This is a genomic window from Desulfovibrio subterraneus (assembly GCF_013340285.1).
Lineage (GTDB): Bacteria > Desulfobacterota > Desulfovibrionia > Desulfovibrionales > Desulfovibrionaceae > Halodesulfovibrio > Halodesulfovibrio subterraneus.
The window spans coordinates 40,373-63,526 of record NZ_BLVO01000012.1; the positions used below are offsets into that span (position 1 = coordinate 40,373).

Sequence of the window (23,154 nt, forward strand, 5' to 3'; positions counted from 1 at the left end):
GGGATTGGCGCCGGAGCTATGCCCGTGCTGCCCTGCGTTTGCGGGCGGCCTGCACCAGATTCACGGCCCAGTGCGGTTCGCCGAGCGCAAAGAGATGGGTGTAGGACGCGAACACGTTCTTGTAGATAAGCCCGTCTCTGTCGGCACCCATGCCGAAGCCGCGATCCATCTGCAGACTGAACGCAGGTGTGGCCCCTTCATCCACCACGCATTTGGAATAATGGAATTCGTGCCCTTTGATGATGCTGCCTGCGGGGTGGTAGGGATTGTCCAGCGTGACGGTGGCGTCGATGTAGCCCAGCCCCTGCGGGCGTTCACACAGGTGTGTGCTGACCGGAAACACGCCGGTCATAGGGTATTCGGTTCCCTTGTAGACAAGGCTGCGTGAGAGCACCATGAAACCGCCGCATTCGGCATAGATGGGCAGGCCGGATTCTGCCAGTTCTTTGACGTGAGTGCGGATGCCGGCGTTGTCTGCAATGCGTCGGGCCAGTGTTTCAGGGAAGCCACCGCCGAGGTACAGGGCGTCCAGATCCGGCCACGGGTCGGGCGACAGCAGGGAAAGCTCCACAAGCTCGGCACCGGCGTGGCGCAGGGCCTGCAGGTTCTCTTCATAATAGAACCACAGGGCGGCATCGCGCACATAGCCGATGCGTACAGGGGGCTGCGCCGGTTCTGCCACGGGCATCATTGCCCAGAGTTCCGGTGCCTCGGGAACGGGGGCTGCGGAACAGGCTGCCTGCCACATGGCATCCACATCGCAGTTGTCGGCGATGAGGTCGGCGACCGTATCAAGCGGATCGTTTTCCGGATCGTATTCCTGATCGGAAATGAGGCCCATGTGCCGCTCGGGAATGGGGTTCTGCCGTAATTTGGGCAGGGCGCCCAGCACAGGCACTCCGGTATAATGCTCAATGGTCTGGCGCAGTATGGAGCGATGACGGTCGTTGGCCGTGCGGTTCAGTATGACGCCTGCAATGCGCACGCCTTCTTCGAAATTGATGATGCCGGAAACGATGGCCGCAGCCGTGCGGGTCATCTTGGTGCAGTCCATGGCAAGAATGACCGGCGTTTCCAGTATGCGCGCAAGCTCGGCGGTGGAGCACGTGCCGGTAAGGTCCTTGCCGTCGTATAGACCGCGATTGCCTTCGATGAGTGCGCCGTCATGGGGGGCTATGCTGGTGCGGAAGAGGGCGCGCAGCATCTCGTCTGAAAGCAGGTAGGGATCAAGGTTGGTCGCAGGCTTGAGAGCGGCAAGGCCCAGCCACTTGGCGTCGATATAGTCCGGGCCTTTCTTGAACGGCTTGATGGAGAGCCCCTTGCGCACCCACGCGCGGGTGGTGCCGAGGCTGGTGATGGTCTTGCCTGTGCCGCCGTTGAGTCCGGCGATGATGATGCGCGGTCGGTGCATGGTCTGCTCGTGTGTGGCTGTTGCCGGTATTGGTGAGGCGTCTTGCCTGCAAAGGCAGGGACATGGCCCGCAGTGCCTCATGCGGATGAACGGGGCCGTATGCGGTGATAGATGGTACTGCCGCCGAAATCAACACCCTGCAAAAAGAGAAAGAGCGTATGGACTGGTGCCCATACGCTTTTTCTTAATCAGAACTGGTCAACGAAGATTACTCTTCGTGTTCAGCAGCAGCCTGCTTACCAGCGCCCTTCAGGCCGTACATGGTAGTAGAGCCGGAGGACCAGTATTCCAGCACTTCGGTCTTAACAAGTTCAGACATGATCTTCTTCACTTCGCGCGCCTTCATTTCGGGGAAGAGCGGAAGGAAGTCGTTGAAGTAGAACTTGGACTTGGAGCTAGCCTTGGACTGGATGAAGTCCACAATAATCTTCTGTGCGTCTTCCATTGAAAGCCCCTTTAGCTTTTAGACGGGCGGGGAAAATCCCCGCCCGACAATTGATGCTCAGGTTCTGCTTAGAACTTGAACTGGGTCGACTGACGCCAGGTGTAGTAAGCAGGATCGCGGAAGTCGTCGATCAGGTGGTGGGTGAACTCAAGGCCGGTCAGTTCGAAGAACTTTTCCCAGCCAATGCGGTTTGCCCAGTCGCCCACACGTTCGTACTTACGCGCATTGGCGGAGTATACTTCGATGATGTGCTTGATCTTCTCGGTAAGAGAAGGCCAGCGGGGGGTCTCGTTGGGGATGTAGGCAACTACAACCTTGGAGAACATGGGCTGGCTGATGCGGTTGGAAACCTTACCGCCGACCATGATAACCACGCCGTCGCCTTCACCGTCAGAGATGGGCAGAGCGGGACACATGGTGTAGCAGTTACCGCAGTACATGCAACGTTCGTTCTTGATCGCGATGGAGTTAACCTTCTTATCGCCGATTTCGACCTTGGTAGGACGAACTGCAGCGGTAGGACAGGAAGCAACTGCCAGCGGGATTTCACACAGCTGGTCGGTCCACTCGTGGTCGATCATCGGGGGCTTGCGGTGGATACCAACAACGCCGATGTCGGAGCAGTGAACAGCGCCGCACATGTTCAGACAGCAGGCAAGCGCAATACGCACGGGGGCGGGCATACGCATGTTCTGGAAGTCTTCGAACACAACGTCCATGATGGCCTTAACCGGGCCGGAAGCGTCGGTTGCGGGGGTGTGGCAGTGAACCCAACCCTGAGTGTGAACGATGTTGGAGATACCAGCGCCGGTACCGCCGATGGGGAACTTGTAAGAACCGCCGGCGAACTTACGGGAAGACAGGTCTTCCTTCAGTGCTGCCAGAGAAACTTCGTTGTCCACCATGAATTCAACGTTGTTACGGGTGGTGAAGCGCAGATGGCCGCCACAATGCTTGTCTGCGATTTCGCAGATTTCGCGGATGTGGGTAACGGACATCAGACGAGCAGCACCTACGCGAACGGTGAAAACCTTGTCGCCGGATTCGGCAACGTGAACCAGCACGCCGGGTTCGAGGATTTCATGGTACAGCCACTGGCCCTTGTTCTTAGCGATAACAGGGGGCAGGAAGTCATGGAAGTCACGGGGGCCGATGTCAGTAATACGGCCTTCCATGGGTTTCGCGGGATTGTATCCGGAAGAGATGAATGCCATTTTTTAGTACTCCTCTCTTGACTAGCGCAGGTGGCGCTTGCGGTATTCGGTGATGTCGCGGTCCCAGCCACCGGGTACTTCTTCTTCCTTGAAGAAGATGTAGGGGTTGTGGCGGGGTTCCATAACGTGGCGGGGATCAGCCTGCTGGCCGGTAACTTCAAGAAGCTTCTGCAGGGACAGGCGCTTCATGGTTTCACCCAGACGCTCACGGTTCTTGCCTTCTTCCATCCACCAGTCCCAGATGTTCTCGACAACTTCCTTGATTTCATCGAAGGGAGCTTCGGCTTCCACGAAGGGAACCACGAGAGAAGACATCTGAGCGCCGTCGAGGATAGGAGCCTTGGCACCGCAGAGGATGGATGCGCCGCGTTCGTCGCCGATACGCAGTGCACGGGGCATGGTGTTGATACAGTGCATGCAACGTACGCATTCCTTGCGATCGATGGACATGGTGGAACCATCCCAAGAGATTGCTTCGGAAGGACAACGCTTCACAACTTCTTCAACGAGGTCGAACTTGCCCCAGTCACGACCGGAGTGTGCACCTGCGTTGGGCTTGAACTCGCCGGCAACGTAGGCCTTCACAGCAGCCTGATCGATCTTGATGCTGTCCTTCCAGGTGCCGATAACGGAGAAGTCGGAGCGTGCGATAGCAGCTACGCAGCCGTTGGGGCAGCCGTCGAACTTGAACTTGAACTTGTAGGGGAACGCCGGGCGGTGCAGTTCGTCCTGGTACTCACGGGTCATTTCGAGAGCCATGGCGGACGTGTCATAACAGGCGTATTCACAACGGGTCTGGCCCAGGCAGTCTGCGGGGGTACGCAGGTTGGAGCCGGAACCACCGAGGTCGGTGTCGAGGTTGTGAGTCACTTCCCAGAAGATTTCTTCGAGCTGGGGAGTGGTGGTGCCGAGCAGCACGATGTCACCGGTGGAACCGTGCATGTTGGTCAGACCGGAACCGCGAAGATCCCAGATGTCACAGAGGGCACGGAGATATTCGGTGGTGTAGTACTTGCCGGAGGGCTGGTTCACACGGACAGTGTGGAAGTGTGCCACGCCGGGGAACTTTTCGGGCTGGTCACAGTAACGGCCGATAACGCCGCCGCCGTAACCGAAAACGCCCACGATGCCGCCGTGCTTCCAGTGAGTTTCGCCGTCGTTGTAGGACAGCTCAAGGACGCCCAGAAGGTCTTCGGGGCAGTCTACGGGAATCTGATAGTCAAGACCCTTGGGGTTCTTGGCGCGATATTCAGCTTCCTGCTTGATGTCGGACACGAAGCTGGGCCAGGGCCCGGATTCGAGCTGGTCCAACTTGGGAGTCGCATGTTTCGCCATTGCCTTACCTCCACAGATGGTATGGTTTGGGTTCAAAACCAGACAATACCCACGCACCCCACTGGCGATACTGTGAGGTCTGCGTGGTCGTGCTTTGGACAGCAGGCTCCGGTCTGAAAACCTGCGCCGAGTCACGTGATTTTTTGGACAAAGTACTACATTGCTATTTTGAAACCCCTGTTTTGTCAAGCCCGGAACCCATTTTATGTGGGTTGGTTGAGCGCATCATAATCCCGGTTTGCAGCGCTTCAGAAGCAGAAATGAGGACCCTGCTTCAATTGGGTCCGCAGTGCGCAGCAACGGGGCTTGCGAGGGTGTGAAGAGGGGCTGTCAAGGGCGGTTTGCAGGGGTGTAATCTCCAATTACGGGCTTGACCTGCGGGGGAAAAGAGGCCACATCCTTCGCAGGCCAAAGGGAGGATTAGAATGAAAGACGAACGAGGTATATACTACTACCCCGATCCCGCTGACCGAAAGACCCGGGTGTACGTCATGCAGGTGGCGGAGGAAGTACACTTCCGCATCTGGCGCAACGATCATCCGGAGGTCTGGGACAGGCACGGTTGGGTGCCTTTTACAGCCATAGAACAGGCAGCGAGAATGTACCGCGAGATGGGGAGGGATTCCGACCCCATGTTGCTTTATGATATCAGCGTGGCAAAGGTGCTTCTGCGTGAAGCCTAGATGCCATTAGTATGCGTTTTTCAGGGCGGCCGTTACAGGCCGCCCTTTTCTTTTGTCCTTTCTTTGACGGCTGCGGAGCAGGAAGCTGTTGTCGTGTCCGCATGGACAGGACGCTGATGCGGATATATGTTTGGTACATGCGATACTCCGCTTTGCGTGTCTGTAACGATGGCGGCAGGGCAGTGGCCGGTGTGCGAGGCTCAACGTGGCCGATCCAGTGTTTCCGGTTTGATGTTTCCGGCTTGACCACCCGGCTCCGCGTAACGGTATGGAGCAGTGAGAGCCCCAAGGAGGCAGGTAATGCATGAAGTGAGTCTTGGCCGAACCATACGTGACTACCTGACGGGGGAACAGGTGGAACAGACAACGTATGAAGATTTGCGGCAGGCGCTGGCCCGTATTCTTGTTGAAGAAAAGGGCTATCCTGCATCCTCCGTGCGTGCCAGAATCGGGGTGCATTTCCCGGTGGCCGGTACTGCCGTCTCTGCCGTATCTGCCGTATCTGCCGGAGCTGCCGGAGCTGCCGGAGCTGTCGAAGAAGAGACCGGCGCAGAGGAATACTGCCGCACGATAGATCTGGCCGTATACGATGCAGACGGGCGCCCTATGCTCATTCTGCTGTTCTGCCCCGGACAGGTGAATACCTACAGAAGGGAGAGCCTCGCAGCCGCGCGCCTGTTTCCGGGCGGACCGGTTCCGCTGGTGCTCATAACCGATACCAAGGACGCCATGCTCGTGGGCGTGCAGAAGGATGAGGTGCTGGGCGGGGGGATGCATGCCATTCCCGTATGGGACTGGCTTGAGCGTCTGGTGCAGGAGCATCCGGTTCTGCCGCTGAGCCCCGAGCGGATAGGTGCTGAAAGGCGCATTCTGCATACCTATAGTGAATTCATCAAAACCTGCTGTGATGAGACGCTTTGCATGCTCTGATGATTCCTCTGTTTGATGGATTCTGCAGGCATGCGGCAAGTACTTTGTAAATTCGACGCAAACCCTTGGGAGGTAGGCGTTTGTTCGTGTTTTACAATATTGTCTCCGCTGGTAGCTCAGGATGGGTTTCGACTCTGTGTTTTGTATGATTAGTGAATTTTTTTAGCATATTATCGTGTTTTTGGGAACTATTTTGCGTTTCCGCCAATTCTGTGTATAGTCCCTTTCTTTCACCGTGGAGTGGTACCGAATGTCCCGACGCTGGATCGAAGCCAACAAGAATGAGTTTGCGCGTGATGTCATGCGCGATTTCTGCATGACCGCGAAAGAGCTGGAAGACCAGTTTGCCCGGTTCGATGAAAACGGGGCTGTTTCTTTTGCCGCCATGCGCGACCTGCTGGGCAACATGATGAACAAGGGCCTGCTGTGGCGTCTGAAGGACACCGCGCACCACCTTTTTCGCACCAGCCCCGATGACCATGTGATTTCCCGCATGCTCGACTGGGCCATCGGCTACATATTCCACGAGTGCATCAAGCTGAAGGAAGATGCGTATCAGCAGCAGCACTATGCGCCCATGTTCCGCGCCCTCAAGCGGCAGGACCAGTACGAGGAAGTGCAGGAACTGGGAGATTCGCTCGGCGCGGTGCTGTTTCAGACCCGCGAAAGCATAGAGCGCGAAGTGCGCCGCGTTACCTTCATCGTTGAACAAAGCCGTGAGCTGATCTGCAGATATTACGCGCGACATGGCGAAAACCGCCTGCTGGCGCGGCTTCTGTTTGATAAGAACGAACTTGTACGCAGTGTGTTCAAGGAACAATACGACGCCCTGATATCGAGCATATATCAGGATGTGCCTGAACGGATGTACATTCAGGCGGCAGAGGGCCTAATTGAATGCGGCCGCCCCGAAGAGGCATGCAGGGCCGCCCATGAGGGTGTCCGGCTCAATCCGGCATGCAAACGCGCCAAGGCGGTGCTAGCCGAAGCCGAGGCACTGTTACAGTCTACTTCCCCAAGGAGGGTAAAGGTCTCATGAGTCTTTTGCATTTGAACCGGCCCACGACCAAGCTCAATCTCGATAACCCCGACAGGGCCGAGTTGTATCGCGAGCTGTTCCCCTATACCAAGATCAGCCGTATAGCGTTTGACGATATTTTTCTCATGCCCCGCCCCGCGGACCCCATGTTCATCACGGACACCACGTTCCGCGACGGCCAGCAGGCGCGTCCTCCATACACCGTGAAGCAGATCGAAACCATTTTCGAGCTGATGCACAAACTGGGCGGCATGAGCGGGCTTATCCGCGCTTCGGAATTCTTCATGTATTCCGACAAAGACCGGCGCGCCATCGAAGCCTGCCGTGCGAAGGGCTACAAGTTCCCTGAAATCACCGGCTGGATACGCGCACACAAGGATGATCTCAAGCTTGCCAAGGACATGGAGTTCCGCGAAGTGGGCATGCTCACCTCCGTTTCGGACTACCACCTGTACCTGAAGCTCGGCCTTGACCGCGAAAAGGCCATGCGCAACTACCTGGACGTAATCGAACAGGCCCTTGAATGGGGCATTTCTCCCCGCTGTCATTTCGAGGACATCACCCGCGCAGACATCCACGGCTTCTGCCTGCCCTTTGCCGAAAAGCTCATGGCGCTTTCCAAGGAAAGCGGCCTGCCCGTGAAGATTCGCCTGTGCGATACCATGGGCTACGGTGTGCCGTATCCCGGTGCAACCCTGCCCCGTTCCGTACCCCGCATTGTGCGCGCCTTCACTGATGAAGCTGGCGTACCAGGCAAGTGGCTGGAATGGCATGGACATAACGACTTCCACAAAACGCTGGTCAACGGGGTTACCGCCTGGCTCTATGGCTGCGGCGGCGTAAACGGCACGCTGCTCGGCTTTGGCGAACGCACCGGCAACACGCCCGTTGAGGCGCTGATCATCGAATATATTTCGCTGACCGGCGAAGACGACATGGCCAACACCCAGATGATTTCGCAGATCGCGGAATACTTCGAAAACGAGCTGGCCTACAGCATTCCCGACAACTATCCCTTTGTGGGCAAGGACTTCAACGCCACCAGCGCAGGCATTCACGTGGATGGTCTGGCCAAGAACGAAGAGATCTACAACATCTTCGACACCAAGAAGATTCTCAACCGTGCCGTGCCCATCATCATCACCGACAAGTCGGGCCGCGCAGGTGTTGCCTACTGGATCAACCACTACCTCAAGGTGCCTGCGGACAAGGCTGTTTCCAAGAAGCACCCCGCTGTGGGCAAGATCTACGACCGCATCATGATGGCGTACGAACAGGGCCGTAACACCTCCTTCTCCAACAAGGAAATGATCAAGTTGGTGAAGCGCTACCTGCCCGAACTGTTCGCATCCGACTTCGACCATCTGCGGAGCGTGGCCAACGACCTTGCGGCACACCTTATTGTGCGCCTTGCCGAGGATTGCGAAATCCATCTGGGCAAGGACAATCAGGTTTGCCTCAAGGAATTTGCCGAAGAGTATCCCTTCATCCAGTACCTGTACCTCACGGATGCCAAGGGCAAGCTCATTGCCGCAGAAATCACGGACGAAGCCAACAAGCACAAGTACGCGGAACTGGCTCCCGGCTACGATTTCTCCAACCGTTCGTGGTTCATTCAGCCCATGGCAACCGGCCAGCTGCATATCACGGACCTGTACTCTTCCGTATTCACCAGCAAGCTGATTCTGACTGTTTCTGCTGCCGTGACGGACGAGAACGACAACATTACCGGCGTTATCGGCGCGGACATTCAGCTCGAACAGCTGCTCAAGCGGCAGGGCGAACTGGACGACGACCTGCATCCCGGCGAGTTGTACTAGCAGCACATTTGACGAAACCCTGCGGCCTTCCGCTCTGCATGCCTTGCGGCATACGGAACGGGGGGCCGTTTTTCACATGCGGAGTCCGGGGGCGTGGTGCAACCGGCACAAGGCACCGGCCAAGGGCATTGGCCAAGGCGTTTTGCGGATACGATGTCCCCTGATTTAACCATGAACCAGTAACCAAAAAGGAAACACGGGAGAACCAAACCATGGACAGAAGATGGCTATCAGTACTTGTAATCTTTTGCATGACCTTAGGCGCGGTGGCGCTCATGCATGATACGGCCGATGCGCGCAAAATGGGCGGCGGCAAGTCGTTCGGCAGCAAGCCCAGCTACCAGCGCAGCGCGCAAACCCCTGCACAGGCCCCGACCTCGCCTTCGCGGACGCAGACCGGCGAGCAGGCTAAGCAGGGACAGCAGGCGAACAAAGGTGCTGCGGCACAGCCCATGGGGGCAAGAGGCGGCCTTGGCGGCATGGTGGGCGGTCTGCTCATGGGCGGTCTGATAGGCTCGATGCTGTTTGGCGGAGGAGCCGGTGGCGGCGGCCCGGGGCTGCTGGATATGCTGCTCATAGGCGGCGGCCTGTTCATGCTGTTCCGCTTCCTGCGCTCGCGGCGCATGGCTGCCGAAGGTGCCGGACCGCAGCCGGGCGGCGTGCAGATGCATGAGCGTTCTGCCAGCGCATGGGGCAACCTTGCCGGAACTGCGGAACAGGCTTCCGGGCCGGATCTGCCTGCCGGATTCGATCCGGATGAATTCATGCAGGGAGCCAAGGCAATATACGTGCGTCTGCAGTCCTCGTGGGACAAGCGTGACATGGCGGATATCCGCCAGTTCACCTCGGACGAGGTGTATGAAGAAATAGCACGGCAGGCTGTGGAAGATCCGGCTCCCGGCAAAACCGAACTGCTGCTCATTACCCCGCAGCTCATTGAAGCGCGTGAAGTGGGCCAGCAGATTGTCGTTGCCGTGTTGTATGATGTCATGCTGCGCGAAGACGGCGACACGCATTCCAGACAGGATCGCGAACTGTGGCACTTCAGCCGCGACCGCAATCGTCCTGAAGACTTCTGGCTGTTGGAAGGCATTCAGCAGATAGAGAGATAATACGTCCGTACTGACCGGTCGGGTTCACCGGCCGGTATCAGATGCTCCGGACATTTTCGCGGCAGGCACGGAAGACGCGGTTCTCCCGTGCCTGCATGCGAAGCTTGCGACATTGGACTCTAGAGTATATATAGAGACGAAGTTTCCCACGCTGACCCTTACGGAGGAACCATGCGACAGAAGTCTCTGCCGTTGATATTTGCTTGCATCATGCTGGCAGCGCTGGCGTTTTCCGCCGGTTGTGCCAAGAAGACCGTCTCTCCGCCGGATACCTACAAGCCCGCGCCGCAGGCTGAACCTTCCGGCCCCACGCCGCTGCAGCCGCCATCCAAGTGGCAGAAGCCCAAAACCTACACTATCAATGGTCGCACCTATACGACCATGTCTTCCGCTGCCGGATTTGTGGAACAAGGCTACGCCTCGTGGTACGGCAAAGATTTTCATGGTCGCAAGACCGCCAACGGTGAAGTGTATGACATGTACGGCATGACTGCGGCGCACAAGCTGCTGCCTTTCAACACCCCCGTGCGTGTCACCAACCTTGAGACGGGCAAGTCCACGGTGCTGCGCGTCAATGACCGCGGCCCCTTCATCAAGGATCGTATCATCGACCTGACCTACACGGCGGCACAGGAAATAGGCATGGCCGAGACGGGTACCGCCCGTGTCCGCGTGGAAGCGCTGCAGACCCCCAATGATACTGCCATTGCAGAGGCCACCCTGAAAGATGAGCAGCCGTCCAGCTCGTTCTCTCTTGTTTCCAGAGCCGTGGCCGCGCAGCCCAATCCCGAAGCCTACCTGCCTGATGGCCGCTATTTCGTGCAGATAGGTGCGTTCGGCAAGCAGAGCAATGCGGAAGGCCTGAAGGACCGCATGGTGAATCAGGGCAAGCCCTGCCGTGTGGTGTATGATGATACGCGCAGCCTGTGGCGTGTGCAGGTCGGCCCCTACACCAGAGCGGAAGGTGCCGAGCAGGCCAAGGGTGAGTTGGCGTCCCTTAGTGACGGCGTTTTCGTGTTTGCTGACTAGCACACCGGTATAGCGATGCAATGAAGAAGCCGGAGGCACATGCCTCCGGCTTTTTTTGTCTGTGTACCCTGTACGATTTATGTATTCAGGCGTTCGTTGTGAGCGCGTGTGGCTGGCGATAGCGGATACAAGCTACCCGTGCGGCTTGGCCATCTTCAGCGGCTGCACGATCTCGTCAAAGCGTTCAGCAGTCAGGTAGCCGAGTCTGAGGCAGGTATCCTTGAGAGTGCCGCCCTCCTTATGCGCCCTGTGCGCTACCTCGGCGGCCTTGTCGTAGCCGATTTCCGGCGCAAGGGCCGTGACCAGCATGAGCGATGCCGCCACGTGGCGGGCAATGGAAGCTTCGTTGGCGAGAAGGCCCTTCACGGCATGGTCGGTGAACGAATGGCAGCTGTCGGCAAGCAGGCGCATGCCTGTGAGCAGGTTGAAGATCATCACGGGTTTGAACACGTTCAGTTCAAAGTTTCCCTGCGAGCCGGCAAAACCGATGGCAGCATCCAGCCCCATGACCTGCACGGCAACCATGGTCATGGCTTCGCTCTGGGTGGGATTCACCTTGCCCGGCATGATGGATGACCCCGGCTCATTGGCGGGCAGTTCCAGCTCGCCTATGCCGCTGCGGGGGCCGGAGGCGAGCCAGCGGATGTCGTTGGCTATTTTCATGAGCGAGCAGGCCAGCGTCTTGAGCGCTCCGCTGGTCATGACCACGGCATCGTGCGCAGAAAGGGCCGCGAAGAAGTTGGCGGCAGGCACAAAGGGCAGGCCGGTTTCTTCCGCAATATTGGCCACGGCGGTTTTGGCGAACTGCGGGTGGGTGTTCAGGCCTGTGCCCACGGCCGTGCCGCCCAGTGCCAGCTTGTACAGGTGCGGTAGTGTCGATTCCAGCCGTTCCAGATTTTCATCCAGCAGGGCCACGTAGCCGGAAAATTCCTGTCCCAGCGTCATGGGCACGGCATCCTGCAGGTGGGTGCGGCCTATCTTGACGATATGGTCCCACCGCGCGGCCTTGTCCTGCAGGGCCACCCGCAGGTAGCGCACTGCGGGGATGAGGTCGTGCGAGAGCATGAGGGCGGCGGCAATGTGCATGGCCGCGGGAAAAGTATCGTTGGATGACTGCGACATGTTCACGTGGTCGTTGGGATGGACGGGCTGTTTGCTGCCCGCCACGCCGCCCGCCATCTCTATGGCGCGGTTGGCAATAACCTCGTTGGCGTTCATGTTGGTCTGCGTGCCGCTGCCTGTCTGCCATACGTGCAGCGGAAAGTGACCGGAAAGTTTGCCGTCCTGCACTTCCTGCGCGGCGGCGATAATGAGGTCTGCCTTGTCCGGGGGCAGTTTGCCGAGTTCCCTGTTGGCCTGTGCCGCGGCTTTCTTGAGCAGGCCGAAGGCCCGGATGATCTCTTCGGGCATGATGTCGTGGCCTATGGCGAAGTATTTGAGCGAGCGTTGGGTCTGCGCACCCCAGTACCTGTCGGCAGGAACCTCAATGGGACCCATGCTGTCGGTTTCTGTGCGGGTTGCGGATTCGGCCGATGTATGTTCATAAGCAGTCATGGTACCCTCCCTGACGGTATGGTCGGAATAGTCGGTATGCGGAGCTGATTACCTCAGTATCTACAGGCTGGGGCGGTCCATGTCCAGCCGTGTCCGACAGTGTCTGGCAGTGTTTTGCAGTATTTGGCTTTGCCCGGCGGTAAAGGACAAAACCGGACGAATCTTCGGGTTGGTAAATTCACTAACGAGGCCTGCAGCGGCGATGCCGGCGGGCCAGCTGTCATAAACGGAGCACGCCTTGTCCGCACCCGCAGCCCACGCGCTCAGACCCGATGTCACACTGGTCACATACACCTGTGACGATGCCGACCACACCCATGCCCTGCTGGAATCCGTGGGGGCATGGTCCGTGCTGCCCCGCAGGGTCATCGTGGTGGATGACGGATCTGCAATTCCCTTTGCCAGCGGGTGGAATCTGCTGCCGCTTTCCATCATCCGCCACGCGGAGAACAGAGGACGCACAGAGGCCAAGCGTACCGGCCTGAGCGCGGCGACATCGCGGTTCATCCTTTCCATGGATAACGATGTGCGCCTTTCTCACGACTGGCTGCGTACCTGCCTGCCACTGGCGGCAACGCCGGATGTGGGCATAGCTGCCACACCGCTTCGCCATGCCTCGGGCGACAGCCCCGCTGCCCGTTACACCGCCCATGCCTATAGCCTGCAGATGGGTGTTTCGGGCGATGTTTCCTTTGTTTCCGGCGGGGTTTGGCTGCTGCGCAGTGAAGTGTGGCGCAACGTGGGCGGCTTTGGTGAGTATCAGGAACCGTACGGGGAAGACGCACGATTTTGCGAACGCCTGCTTGCGGGCGGCTATCGCCTTGTGCTGACCACGGATGCGCAGGCAAGCGAGGTGCGCCTGTTGCCGCGCCATGTGATTGTGAAACGCGGCTGGCGCTGGCACGGCTATCACCTGAAAGCTGCTCTTGATGCGGGGCGGCCCCTTGACGAAGCCTGCAATGTTCTGCTGCACACCATGCGCGAACGTATGGCCCGCTCGGTAGCTGCCAATAGGCTCTTTCTGTATTTCGACCTGCTCTATCTGGTTTACGCCATGACGGACCTGTTTCGCCATGCGGCGCAGACTCGACCGGAAGCGGCCGCGTATACGAATGTCCCCCTTGCCGCCGCTCTGGTCCTGCTGGAGGGGTGTCCGGCCCTGCGCGGCCTGCTGTGCGAGGACCTCGGGCGTTTGTCCGTAACCGGCCCCGACAACGAGTCCGCGCGGAACACCATGCCGTTGCTGGACTTTGCCACCTTGCTGCAGCCCGTCATGACTCCGGCGGCCTGCTCCGTTCTGGAGGCTGCCGTCCCGCTGCTGCGGGTGGAGTAGCAGCCAGTTCGGGGTAACCCGAACGTGTTCTTCGCGGCTTGGCGTTCTCTGCGGTTAGTTGTCTTCGCTGTCGAAGGCGGCTGCCCTCCAGATGCTCAGCACTGTCTGCACCGTGGCGCGGATGAGCGGGTCTTCGTCGCGGGACGCCTTGTGCACGAAGCCGAGAGGGATGGCGATCTCCATGCCACGCCAGATGGCGACCCTTCCCAACCGTTCCAGTTCTTCCGCCTCTGCCTTGCGCAGAATGCTCACCCCTTCGCCGGCAATGACCAGTGCCCGCAGAATATCTTCATGATCGGTCTCCACCACCCGTTTCAAGGTCAGCCCCTGTTCGGTAAAACGCTCGTCGAGCAGATTGTGGAAGGGGCAGCTTGGGGGAACCCATACCCACGGCATGCCTGCCAGGGCGCGCATGTCGGCTGAGTCCAGCATGGATTTCCATTTGGCGGGTCCCACAATGTGCAGCGGTACGCTGGCCAGCTCCAGTACGGTCAGGGCCGGATTGGCGGTACTGCCGAAGGTAAACCCGCCGTCCATTTCTCCGCGCTGGACGCTGTCCAGCACTTCGGTGGTCATGGCCTGCACAAGGCGCAGCTCAATATCCGGATATGCCTGTCGCATGCGGGTGGAAAGATCGGCCACACGCAGGAAATTCGGATCTGTATTGAACCCTATCTTCAGCGTCCCGCGCAGTTCGCCACTCAGGCTTTTGGCTTCCTGCAGCATGGCGTTGGCCGAATCCAGCAGGGAGCGTGCCCTCTCCAGCAGCGTCATACCCTCCGGAGTAAGCTGCATTCCCTTTGCCGTCCGTGAGAACAGGGTTACCCCCAGCGCGTCTTCAAGGCTTTTGAGATGCGCGCTGACTGCGGATTGGCTGAGGAAAAGGCGCTCGGACGCGCGGGTAAGGTTCTTTTCTTCTGCAATGGCTATGAATGAGCGTAGTTGATGCAGTTCCATGAAGGACTCCTGTGCAGCGGCGTGGTGATCTTCATGTAGCGCGCATTGCGCGCCAAGGCCAATCGGAAATGGCGAATGCTCCCATCACGATAATGCGTTGGATCGGACTTCAGGCGCAGTGCTAATCATCCATGGCATGCAACCGCCAAGCGTAGGAGGAAGTCATGGAAAATGGTGTGAAGATGTCTGCCGTGCTCCGGTTTCTGATGCAGCCGGAAGACACTTTTTCGGAAGATTGCGGCCTGATTCCCGATGTGAGTCCTGCCATGACAGCGTGGGGCTGCCGTCTGAAGACGGGGGTGTGGATACTGCTTGCTGTTCTGATCGCAGGGGTTTTAACGCGCTGTGCGTAACGGAGATTCAAGGCCAAACCGCAGTGTTGAACAAACACTATTTACAAACGGTCTGAAAGGGTAGATGGGGGAGTGGCTGCTTTCTTTTTCTATATCGAGGGAATCCCATGTCCGCCTTTGTATCTTTCATGCCGCTTTTCAAGCTCGCCGCTGTTTTCATTATCATGCTCACCGCCATCCGCTGCAGGTTGGGGCTCATGCTTTCCATCTGCCTTGGCAGCATGACCATGGCTCTTCTGTTCAAACTGCCTGCCTCACTATGGCCGGCTACAGTGGGCGAGGCGCTCGCACAGCCGCAGACGCTTTTTCTGGCTGTTATCGTGGCGCTCATTCTGCTGCTGAGTGATGTGCTGGACAAGACAGGACAGGCCGGGCGGCTCATGGACAGCCTTTCAGGCTATCTGCGGCACCCGCGCCTGCGGCTGGTATTTTTCCCCGTGCTGATAGGGCTGTTGCCCATGCCGGGCGGTGCGGTGTTTTCCGCCCCCATGCTGGGCAGCGTTTCTGAAAAGCTGCGTGTGCCTGCCCGCGACAGGGTACTGCTGAACTACTGGTTCCGGCACGTGTGGGAAACATGGTGGCCCCTGTATCCGGGCATTATCCTTGCTGCATCCATAACCGGCCTTTCCATAGGGCATATTGCCCTGTACGGGCTGCCGGGCATGGTTGTGATGCTCGCGCTCGGCTGGTTCTTCATGCTGCGTCCGGGCGTGCTTGAACTGGATGCCGAGGCCGCAGGCGAGGTGCACGAGCGCAACCACGGCAAGGTGCTGCGTTTCGGCCTGCCGCTGCTTGTGGCCATTCTCGGTGCCGTGGGCATGGAGGTGGGCATAAGCCTGTTCATGCCCTCCGTTCCCTTTGAATATGGTGTGATTCTGGCGCTTTCCGCATCCATTCTGGTAGCGGTGGGGCAGAACCCCGGCAGTGTGTCCATTGTTGTCCGCTCGGTGACGAACAAACACCTGTGGGTCATGCTCGGGGTGGTGGCATCCATATTCATCTTCAAGGACACCATGCAGGCTGCGGGGGTTATCCGCGAATTGTCCGAACTGGCGGGCGGCACCACGGCGCTTGTGGTTTCCGCAACCCTGCTGCCGTATCTGGTGGGGCTGGTTTCCGGCATCACCCTTGCCTATGTGGGCGCCACTTTCCCGCTGCTGACAGGGCTTCTGGCGCAGGCGGGCCTGCAGGATCAGACGGCAGCCTATGTCATGCTTTCCATCTTTTCCGGCTTCACGGGCATCATGTCATCGCCCATGCATATCTGTTTTGTGCTTTCCTGCCAGTATTTCAAGGTGGATATCGGCGGTACGTGGCGCAAGCTGGTGATGCCTTGCGTGCTGCTTATCAGCAGCGGTATCGTCTACTTTATCCTGCTGCGGTAGCTGCGGTCGTATCTGATCTTATCCGGCTTATGGGCCTTCCCCGTTTTTGTCGGGTCTTAATCGGCCTTGCAGACGCGGTTGCGCCCTGCGCTTTTGGCGGTGTAGAGGGCGTTGTCCGCGCGCTTGAGGATTGAGCCTATTGAGGTGTCGTCTGTGCGCATTGCTGTCACGCCCGCGCTGACGGTGTAGCGTATGATTCTGCCGTCAGCGGATACCACTTCCTGATTCTCTATGGCTTCCCTCAGGCGTTCTGCAACCTGCATGGCCATACCTTCTTCCGTTTCCGGCATGAGGACGACGAACTCCTCCCCGCCGATGCGGGCCAAGGTGTCGGTTTCGCGCAGGGTGCGTTTTGCTGTTTCGGCAATGTTCACCAGCACGGCGTCACCGGCATCATGTCCATAGGTGTCGTTTACGTTTTTGAACTTGTCGGCATCCAGCATGGTCAGCGACAGGGGGTGGTTGTAGCGCTTGCTCCTTTCCAGTTCCTGCGCGGCAATTTCGAGGAAGCGTGCCCTGTTGGTCAGTCCCGTGAGGCCGTCTGTGGTGGCCATGCGTTCAAGTTTTTCTTCGGCAAACTTGCGTTCGGTGATATCGCGCAGGTTCCCCACGGCATAATACTCATCTCCCCTCTTGAAGGCACTGACGGAACGTTCCACGGGGAAGGTTGTCCCGTCCCTGCGCAGGGCCCTGAATTCCATGACGGAATTCATTACCATGCCTGTGCCGGTGTGTTTGAACTTTTCAAGCCCATTCATGGCGTCATCATGATATTGGGGGGGCACGATGAGCTTGTGCATCTTCTGGCCAAGGGCTTCTTCCGAGGTCCAGCGGAAGAGCCGTTCGGCTGCAGCGCTCCAGAACAGAATGGTATCCCTGCTGTCTATCATGATGAAGGCGTCGTATGATGCATCCGCCATGGCCTTGAACTTGTCCTGTTCGGCAACAAGGGCGTCTTCCATGACCTTTCGCGCCGTGATGTCCTGAATGGTGCCGAAGGCAAGTGCCTGCTTTCCCTCTCCGGCAAACCGGGAGTTGGCAGCGTGGATATAGCGTATGGTCCCGTCCTGTCGAACGATCCGGCAGTCAAACCCGCGTGATTCGCCTGTGGCAATAAATCGTTCATAGGCGGTTCTGACCGTTTCGCGGTCGTCCGGATGGATGCATTCGAAAAACATATCCAGAGTCGGCCGGGTTATGCTCTCGTCCACACCAAGGATGGCGTAGAATTCTTTGGACCACCAGAAGATGCCCGTTTGCGTATCCAGCTTCCAGTTACCCAGCCGGGCCACATGCTGAGCTTCGTTGAGCAGCTCCTGCGTGGTTTGCAGTGCCATGTTGCGTTTGAGGGCATGGCTGACACTTATGGTGACCCCTACACCCATGAGCAGATAGACAAGATGGAATATCCACGACAGGGGCGGAGCATGGTCCCAGCCCTTTTGGGGCAGGGCGGCTATTACCCATGAACCGGTGGGAAAGACCACGGGCATGAGCACAGACTGCTCTTCTGCCGTGAACAGGCTTTCATCTCCCAGAAAGACATCGCCGGAAAGGCCCCTGCCGTCTCTGCCGCGTATGGCAATGGTAATGCCCGCTGACTGAGAGGTTGCCTTTATGCTCCTGAACAGGTGGTCCATGTCTATGACGCCGGACACTATGCCCCAGAATTTTTTTTCATCCCCCTGCCCGATGAATACGGGGGCACGGCCGATGAGTCCTGTTCCGCCCTGTATGAGCTTGAGCGGTCCGGCTACGACCAGGCTGCCGGTTTCATAGGCCTTTTGTACCAGCCCCCATTGGTTGGGCAGGTCCTTGTAGTTCTTGCCCAGAACCGCCTCGTTCCCCTTGAGAGGATAGACATAGCGAATTACGAAGTCCGGAGCGGCGACTAAGTTCTTGATCTCGTTGTTTCCCCTGAGCGCTTCCCGAGCATATTTGTCGAAATTATCGTCGGTCAGGTTGTCGGTAGCTACGATAAAGTTGGCAGTTCCCTGAATGAGCAGCAGGTTGGCGGTCAGCTCTTTCTCAACCAGATGGCGCAGGGAGCCGAGCTTCAGGAACAGATCATCGCGCTGCTCGAGCAGGTGTTTTTCCTTCAGGTGTAACTGGGTAAGAACATCAAGGGCCATGACGGATACCAGCAGTAGAAAAGCTGCCAAGGCGAGACGTTTGTCCAGTTTTTCGTATCTTTTCATGGTGTACTTCGCTGCTTGTATCCTTTTGCTGCCAGTTCCGGTATTGATGAGCAGTGAACCGCGTTGAGTTTATTCTCTAATTTGCCTCGGAGTCGCGCCCTTGTCATGCGTTTTTTACATATCTCGGTAAGATATCACGGCAGAATACCCTATTGCGGGTCTGAAACACAGCAGGGGGCATCATTTTCTCATGATGCCCCCTGCATTATCGCTTGCGACGCGATGCATGACGACGCTGATGCGTCCGGAATTATGTCACGCCACCGGTTGTGTGTCGTGCATTCTGTTATGCCGCCGCCTGCATATCAGGACTGCTGCTCCGCCTGTCAGTTTGTCAGCACGGGGGGAGAAGAGTCTTCCCTCTGGCGGAGTGTGAGTTTTATTTCTTCCACCCAGCAGTAGAGCACCGGCACCACGAATACGGTAAGCAGCGCAATGGTCATGCCGCCGAATGAGGGAATGGCCATGGGAACCATGATATCCGATCCGCGTCCCGTGGACGTAAGCACCGGCAGCAGGGCAAGTATGGTGGTGGCAGATGTCATGAGGGCCGGACGTATGCGCCGCTGCGCACCCTGCACCACAAAATCGCGTATTGCCTGCTTGCTGCAGATGGCCTGCTGGGCCTTTGATTCGTCCAGATAGGTTGCCATGAGCACGCCATCGTCCGAAGCAATGCCGAAGAGCGCCAGAAAGCCCACCCAGACCGCCACGGAAAGGTTGATGGGCTGCACCTGAAAGAGCGTGCGCATGCTTGTTCCGAACATGTCGAAGTTCAGGAACCAGTCCTGCCCGTACAGCCAGAGCATGATGAAGCCGCCCGACCACGCAACCAGAATGCCCGAGAAGACCATGAGCGTGGTGGAAACCGCGTTAAACTGCAGATAAAGAATGAGCACGATAACCAGCAGGGCCAGCGGCAGAATGACGGCCAGCTTCTTCTGGGCGCGTATCTGGTTTTCGTAGCTGCCTGCGAACTCGTAGGTGACCCCGGTGGGCACCTTCAGCTCGCCGGAGGCTATCTTGGTCTGCAGGTAGTTCTGGGCCTGTTCCACCACGTCAACTTCCGCATGGCCTGCGCGCTTGTCAAAGAGCACATAGCCGACAAGGAAGGTATCCTCGCTCTTGATCACCTGCGGGCCGCGCACGTAGCGTATGTCCGCAAGCTGCGTAAGGGGAATCTGCTCGCCCGAGGGGGCGGCGACCAGAATGCTTTCAAGATCTTCCATGGAGTCGCGGCGTTCACGCTGATAGCGCACGCGCACGGGGTAGCGCTCGCGCCCTTCCACTGTGGTGGTCGTGAGCATGCCGCCCACAGCCACCTCTATGACCTGCTGCACCTTGTTGAGCTGAATGCCGTAGCGGGCGATGGCATCGCGGTCCACCACGATTTCCAGATAGGGTTTGCCCACAATGCGGTCTGCAATAACAGCCGCAGGCATGATGGAAGGCACTTCCTTCAGGTAGCGTTCCAGCTGCATGCCGAAGGATTCTATGGTCTTGAGATCGGGGCCTTTGACCTTGATGCCCATGGGGGCGCGCATGCCCGACTGCAGCATGACTATGCGTGCGGCAATGGGCTGCAGGTTGGGGGCACTGGTTACACCCGGCACATCCGCTGCCATGACTATGGCATCCCATATGTCGTCGGCATTGCGCACACCGTGCCACGCCTCGCGCTTAGTGTTGATGGCGGGATCAAGGGGCAGACGCCAGAGACGGAACGGCTGGCCGTTGTCGTCAGGGATGAGTGCCCCCGCGGCGTCACGCTCGAAGAGGCCCTGTACCAGATAGGGAATGCCATCCGGTGCGGGCAGCAAGTCGCCTGCTGCCGAGCGCATGTAATCCTTCTGGGAAGGATCAAAGCGGAAGCGCATGCGCTTGCCGTCTGCGCCGAGCAGATATTCCGAGTGGTAGTTTATTACCGTCTCGATCATGGAAACCGGTGCCGGATCAAGGGGCGTGTCTGCTCGGCCCAGTTTGCCCACGGCAGTCTGCACTTCCGGTATGGCGTTTATGGCGTGGTCCTGCTTGGCCAGTATGTCAGCCACTTCTCCGATAGACGCGTGTGGCATGGTGGTGGGCATATACAGGAACGAGCCTTCGTCCAGCGGCGGCATGAATTCCTTGCCAAGGCCTGGAAATGCGTGGCTGAGCGCCGCAACCGGGGTCGAAGAACGTACGGATGCAGGAGCCCATGCCATGAGATTGCCGAAGCCGAGCCACACGGTCATGCCCACCGTGGTGATGGTGGCGGGCAGGAGTATGAAAAGCAGCTTGTGGCGCAGGCACCATGCAAGCGCAGTGGGGTAACCACGCTGGAACAGCTGGAAAAAGCCCATCAGCCCGCCGATGAGCATGGCCACGAAGAGCAGGTTGCTCAGCTCGCCCTTTTCCGGTCCGAGCGGGAGCCAGTGGCTGGAAAGCACAACGGTTACGGCAATGATCACGGCCCAGTTCTCCGCACGCGCAATAATACGCTGCCAGAGCGGGGGCAGTGCGGAAACCAGCAGCCGGTGCACACCTATGTACGCGATGAGCAGTCCCGCCCACCATGAAATGCGCATGCCTGCCCACAGCCCTGCCATGACCATGACGGCGGGCAGCATGAAGCGGCGTATGCCTCTGCCCAGATTCAGCTTGCCGCTCTTGAAGAGCACATGGGCAAGGGCGGGCAGAATGGTCAGCGCCACGATGATGGAGGCCCCGAGAGCAAAGGTTTTTGTATAGGCAAGGGGCTTGAAGAGCTTGCCTTCCGGCCCGTCCATGACGAACACCGGCAGAAAGCTGACCACTGTGGTTGCCACTGCGGTGAGCACGGCGCTGCCCACCTCTGACACGCCGGAGAATATGAGATTGAACACGCTGGCACCCGGGGGGGCATCTTCCAGCTTTTTCAATATGTTTTCGCAGATGATAATGCCCATGTCGACCATGGTGCCGATGGCGATTGCTATGCCTGACAGGGCAACGATGTTCGCATCCACCTTGAACGCCTTCATGCCAATGAAGCACATGAGCACGGCAATGGGCAGCAGTGTGGAGATGAGCAGCGAGCTGCGGAAATGCATGACCGCCATGAGCACCACGATGATGGTGATCAGGATTTCTTCCGTAAGCGCGGTATCAAGGGTGCCCAGCGTCTCCTGAATGAGCCCCGAGCGGTCGTAGAAAGGCACAATAGTCAGCTTGGAGACGGTGCCGTCCGGCAACACCTTGGAGGGCATGCCGGGGGCTATGTCGTTGATCTTCTTCTTGATGTTCTGAATGACCTGCAGCGGGTTTTCGCCATAGCGCACCACGACCACGCCGCCTGTCACTTCCACGCCGTCCTTGTCCAGCATGCCGCGGCGGGTGGCCGGACCGAGCGCGACAGTTGCCACGTCGCGTACGGTTATGGGTATATTGTCCGCAACGCGCACCACGGCTTTTTCAATGTCTTCCAGCTTCTTGATGAAGCCGATGCCGCGGATGAGGTATTCAACGCTGTTCACTTCTATAGTGCGCGCGCCGACATCAAGGTTGGACATGCGCACCGCGTTTACCACCTGTTCCAGCGTCACGCCGTGGGCGCGCATGGCATCGGGGTTCACATCGATCTGATATTCCTTGATGAAACCGCCTGCGGAGGCCACTTCCGAAACACCGTCGGCAGCCAGCAGGGCATAGCGCACATACCAGTCCTGTGCGCTGCGCAGTTCATCCTGATCCCAGCCGCCGGTTGGATTGCCGTCCGGGTCCCTGCCTTCAATGGTGTACCAGAATACCTGTCCGAGCGCGGTGGCATCCGGCCCGAGCGTGGCCTGCACGCCCTCGGGCAAGGTGCCGGGGGGCAGCGAGTTCAGCTTTTCAAGCAGTCGCGAGCGCGACCAGTAGAATTCCACATCTTCGTTGAAGATGACGTAGATGGACGAGAACCCGAACATGGAATAGCTGCGCACGGTCTTTACACCGGGAATACCCAGCAGGGAAACCGTGAGCGGGTATGTTATCTGGTCTTCCACGTCCTGCGGGGAGCGGCCTGTCCATTGGGTGAACACGAGCTGCTGATTCTCGCCGATGTCGGGAATGGCGTCCACCGGCACAGGGTTGCGCGGCAGTCCGGCTATGTCCCAGTCAAAGGGGGCCACCATGGCACCCCAGCCTATGATCATGGTGGCGAGCAGAAAGACCACCAGCTTCCGTTTGAGGCAGAAGTGGATGATCTTGTCGGTCAGGCTTACGGGAACAACCTCGGGCTGTTCTTCTATCACGCATACGGCGTTGGAGCTTTCTGCGGACGTGTCTTCTGCGTTTTCCGAGGGCATATCTGGGGGCGCGGAAAGAGGGTGCTGTTGCTGTTCGTTCATGGTGTGT

General features: G+C 58.4%; 17 protein-coding genes. 9 read left to right on the plus strand and 8 right to left on the minus strand.

The features are described 5' to 3' along the window. Positions 1-16: 16 nt before the first annotated feature. The 4 genes from HUV30_RS04225 to dsrA form a co-directional block, all read right to left on the minus strand. A complete protein-coding gene (locus HUV30_RS04225) occupies positions 17-1,411 on the minus strand; it encodes a cobyrinic acid a,c-diamide synthase CobB (protein WP_174404186.1) in 1,395 nt (464 codons plus the stop codon). A 208-nt stretch (positions 1,412-1,619) separates the two neighbouring features. Further along, complete coding sequence (locus HUV30_RS04230; protein ID WP_174404187.1) at positions 1,620-1,856, minus strand: dissimilatory sulfite reductase D family protein; 237 nt, start codon at positions 1,854-1,856, stop codon at positions 1,620-1,622. A 68-nt stretch (positions 1,857-1,924) separates the two neighbouring features. Continuing rightward, complete coding sequence (gene dsrB, locus HUV30_RS04235) at positions 1,925-3,070, minus strand: dissimilatory-type sulfite reductase subunit beta (protein ID WP_174404188.1); 1,146 nt, start codon at positions 3,068-3,070, stop codon at positions 1,925-1,927. Positions 3,071-3,091: 21 nt separating this feature from the next. Further along, positions 3,092-4,405: a dissimilatory-type sulfite reductase subunit alpha gene (gene dsrA / locus HUV30_RS04240; RefSeq protein WP_174404189.1), complete on the minus strand. Its 1,314-nt coding sequence runs from the start codon at positions 4,403-4,405 to the stop codon at positions 3,092-3,094. 425 nt (positions 4,406-4,830) lie between these two features. Between dsrA and HUV30_RS04245 the strand changes: the two genes are divergently transcribed. The 6 genes from HUV30_RS04245 (at position 4,831) to HUV30_RS04270 (ending at position 11,018) form a co-directional block, all read left to right on the plus strand. Next, positions 4,831-5,088 (plus strand): hypothetical protein, encoded by a 258-nt coding sequence (locus HUV30_RS04245; RefSeq protein ID WP_174404190.1) that lies wholly within the window; start codon positions 4,831-4,833, stop codon positions 5,086-5,088. A gap of 300 nt (positions 5,089-5,388) precedes the next feature. After that, positions 5,389-6,018, plus strand: coding sequence for a type I restriction endonuclease subunit R (locus HUV30_RS04250; RefSeq protein WP_174404191.1), 630 nt, complete (start codon positions 5,389-5,391; stop codon positions 6,016-6,018). A 250-nt stretch (positions 6,019-6,268) separates the two neighbouring features. Continuing rightward, positions 6,269-7,057 carry a hypothetical protein gene (locus HUV30_RS04255; RefSeq protein ID WP_174404192.1) on the plus strand — a complete coding sequence of 263 codons (789 nt, stop codon included), beginning with the start codon at positions 6,269-6,271 and terminating at the stop codon, positions 7,055-7,057. Next, positions 7,054-8,877 carry a triose-phosphate isomerase gene (locus HUV30_RS04260; protein WP_174404193.1) on the plus strand — a complete coding sequence of 608 codons (1,824 nt, stop codon included), beginning with the start codon at positions 7,054-7,056 and terminating at the stop codon, positions 8,875-8,877. The genes HUV30_RS04255 and HUV30_RS04260 overlap by 4 nt, the downstream gene beginning before the upstream one ends. Positions 8,878-9,152: 275 nt before the next feature. Next, on the plus strand, positions 9,153-9,989 hold the full coding sequence (locus HUV30_RS18450) for a Tim44 domain-containing protein (protein WP_174404194.1): 837 nt from the start codon (positions 9,153-9,155) through the stop codon (positions 9,987-9,989). A gap of 171 nt (positions 9,990-10,160) precedes the next feature. Further along, complete coding sequence (locus HUV30_RS04270) at positions 10,161-11,018, plus strand: septal ring lytic transglycosylase RlpA family protein (RefSeq protein ID WP_269890587.1); 858 nt, start codon at positions 10,161-10,163, stop codon at positions 11,016-11,018. Between the two features lie 132 nt (positions 11,019-11,150). Here HUV30_RS04270 and fumC read toward each other — a convergent pair whose 3' ends face one another. Beyond that, the gene (gene fumC, locus HUV30_RS04275) at positions 11,151-12,572 is read right to left on the minus strand and encodes a class II fumarate hydratase (protein WP_174404195.1); all 1,422 of its coding nucleotides are present in this window, start codon (positions 12,570-12,572) and stop codon (positions 11,151-11,153) included. A 238-nt stretch (positions 12,573-12,810) separates the two neighbouring features. On the opposite strand from fumC, the gene HUV30_RS04280 reads away from it, so the two are divergent. Beyond that, positions 12,811-13,905 carry a glycosyltransferase family 2 protein gene (locus HUV30_RS04280; RefSeq protein ID WP_174404196.1) on the plus strand — a complete coding sequence of 365 codons (1,095 nt, stop codon included), beginning with the start codon at positions 12,811-12,813 and terminating at the stop codon, positions 13,903-13,905. Positions 13,906-13,959: 54 nt separating this feature from the next. Here the strand turns inward: HUV30_RS04280 and HUV30_RS04285 are convergent, their stop codons facing one another. Beyond that, positions 13,960-14,862, minus strand: coding sequence for a LysR family transcriptional regulator (locus HUV30_RS04285; RefSeq protein ID WP_174404197.1), 903 nt, complete (start codon positions 14,860-14,862; stop codon positions 13,960-13,962). A gap of 164 nt (positions 14,863-15,026) precedes the next feature. Between HUV30_RS04285 and HUV30_RS04290 the strand changes: the two genes are divergently transcribed. Both HUV30_RS04290 and HUV30_RS04295 read left to right on the plus strand, forming a co-directional pair. Beyond that, positions 15,027-15,215, plus strand: a complete 189-nt coding sequence (locus HUV30_RS04290; protein ID WP_174404198.1) for a hypothetical protein — start codon at positions 15,027-15,029, stop codon at positions 15,213-15,215. A gap of 107 nt (positions 15,216-15,322) precedes the next feature. Next, on the plus strand, positions 15,323-16,600 hold the full coding sequence (locus HUV30_RS04295) for a DUF401 family protein (RefSeq protein ID WP_174404199.1): 1,278 nt from the start codon (positions 15,323-15,325) through the stop codon (positions 16,598-16,600). A 56-nt stretch (positions 16,601-16,656) separates the two neighbouring features. Here HUV30_RS04295 and HUV30_RS04300 read toward each other — a convergent pair whose 3' ends face one another. Then, a complete protein-coding gene (locus HUV30_RS04300; RefSeq protein ID WP_174404200.1) occupies positions 16,657-18,798 on the minus strand; it encodes a diguanylate cyclase in 2,142 nt (713 codons plus the stop codon). A gap of 326 nt (positions 18,799-19,124) precedes the next feature. Next, positions 19,125-23,147 carry an efflux RND transporter permease subunit gene (locus tag HUV30_RS04305; RefSeq protein ID WP_243452067.1) on the minus strand — a complete coding sequence of 1,341 codons (4,023 nt, stop codon included), beginning with the start codon at positions 23,145-23,147 and terminating at the stop codon, positions 19,125-19,127. Positions 23,148-23,154: the final 7 nt, after the last annotated feature.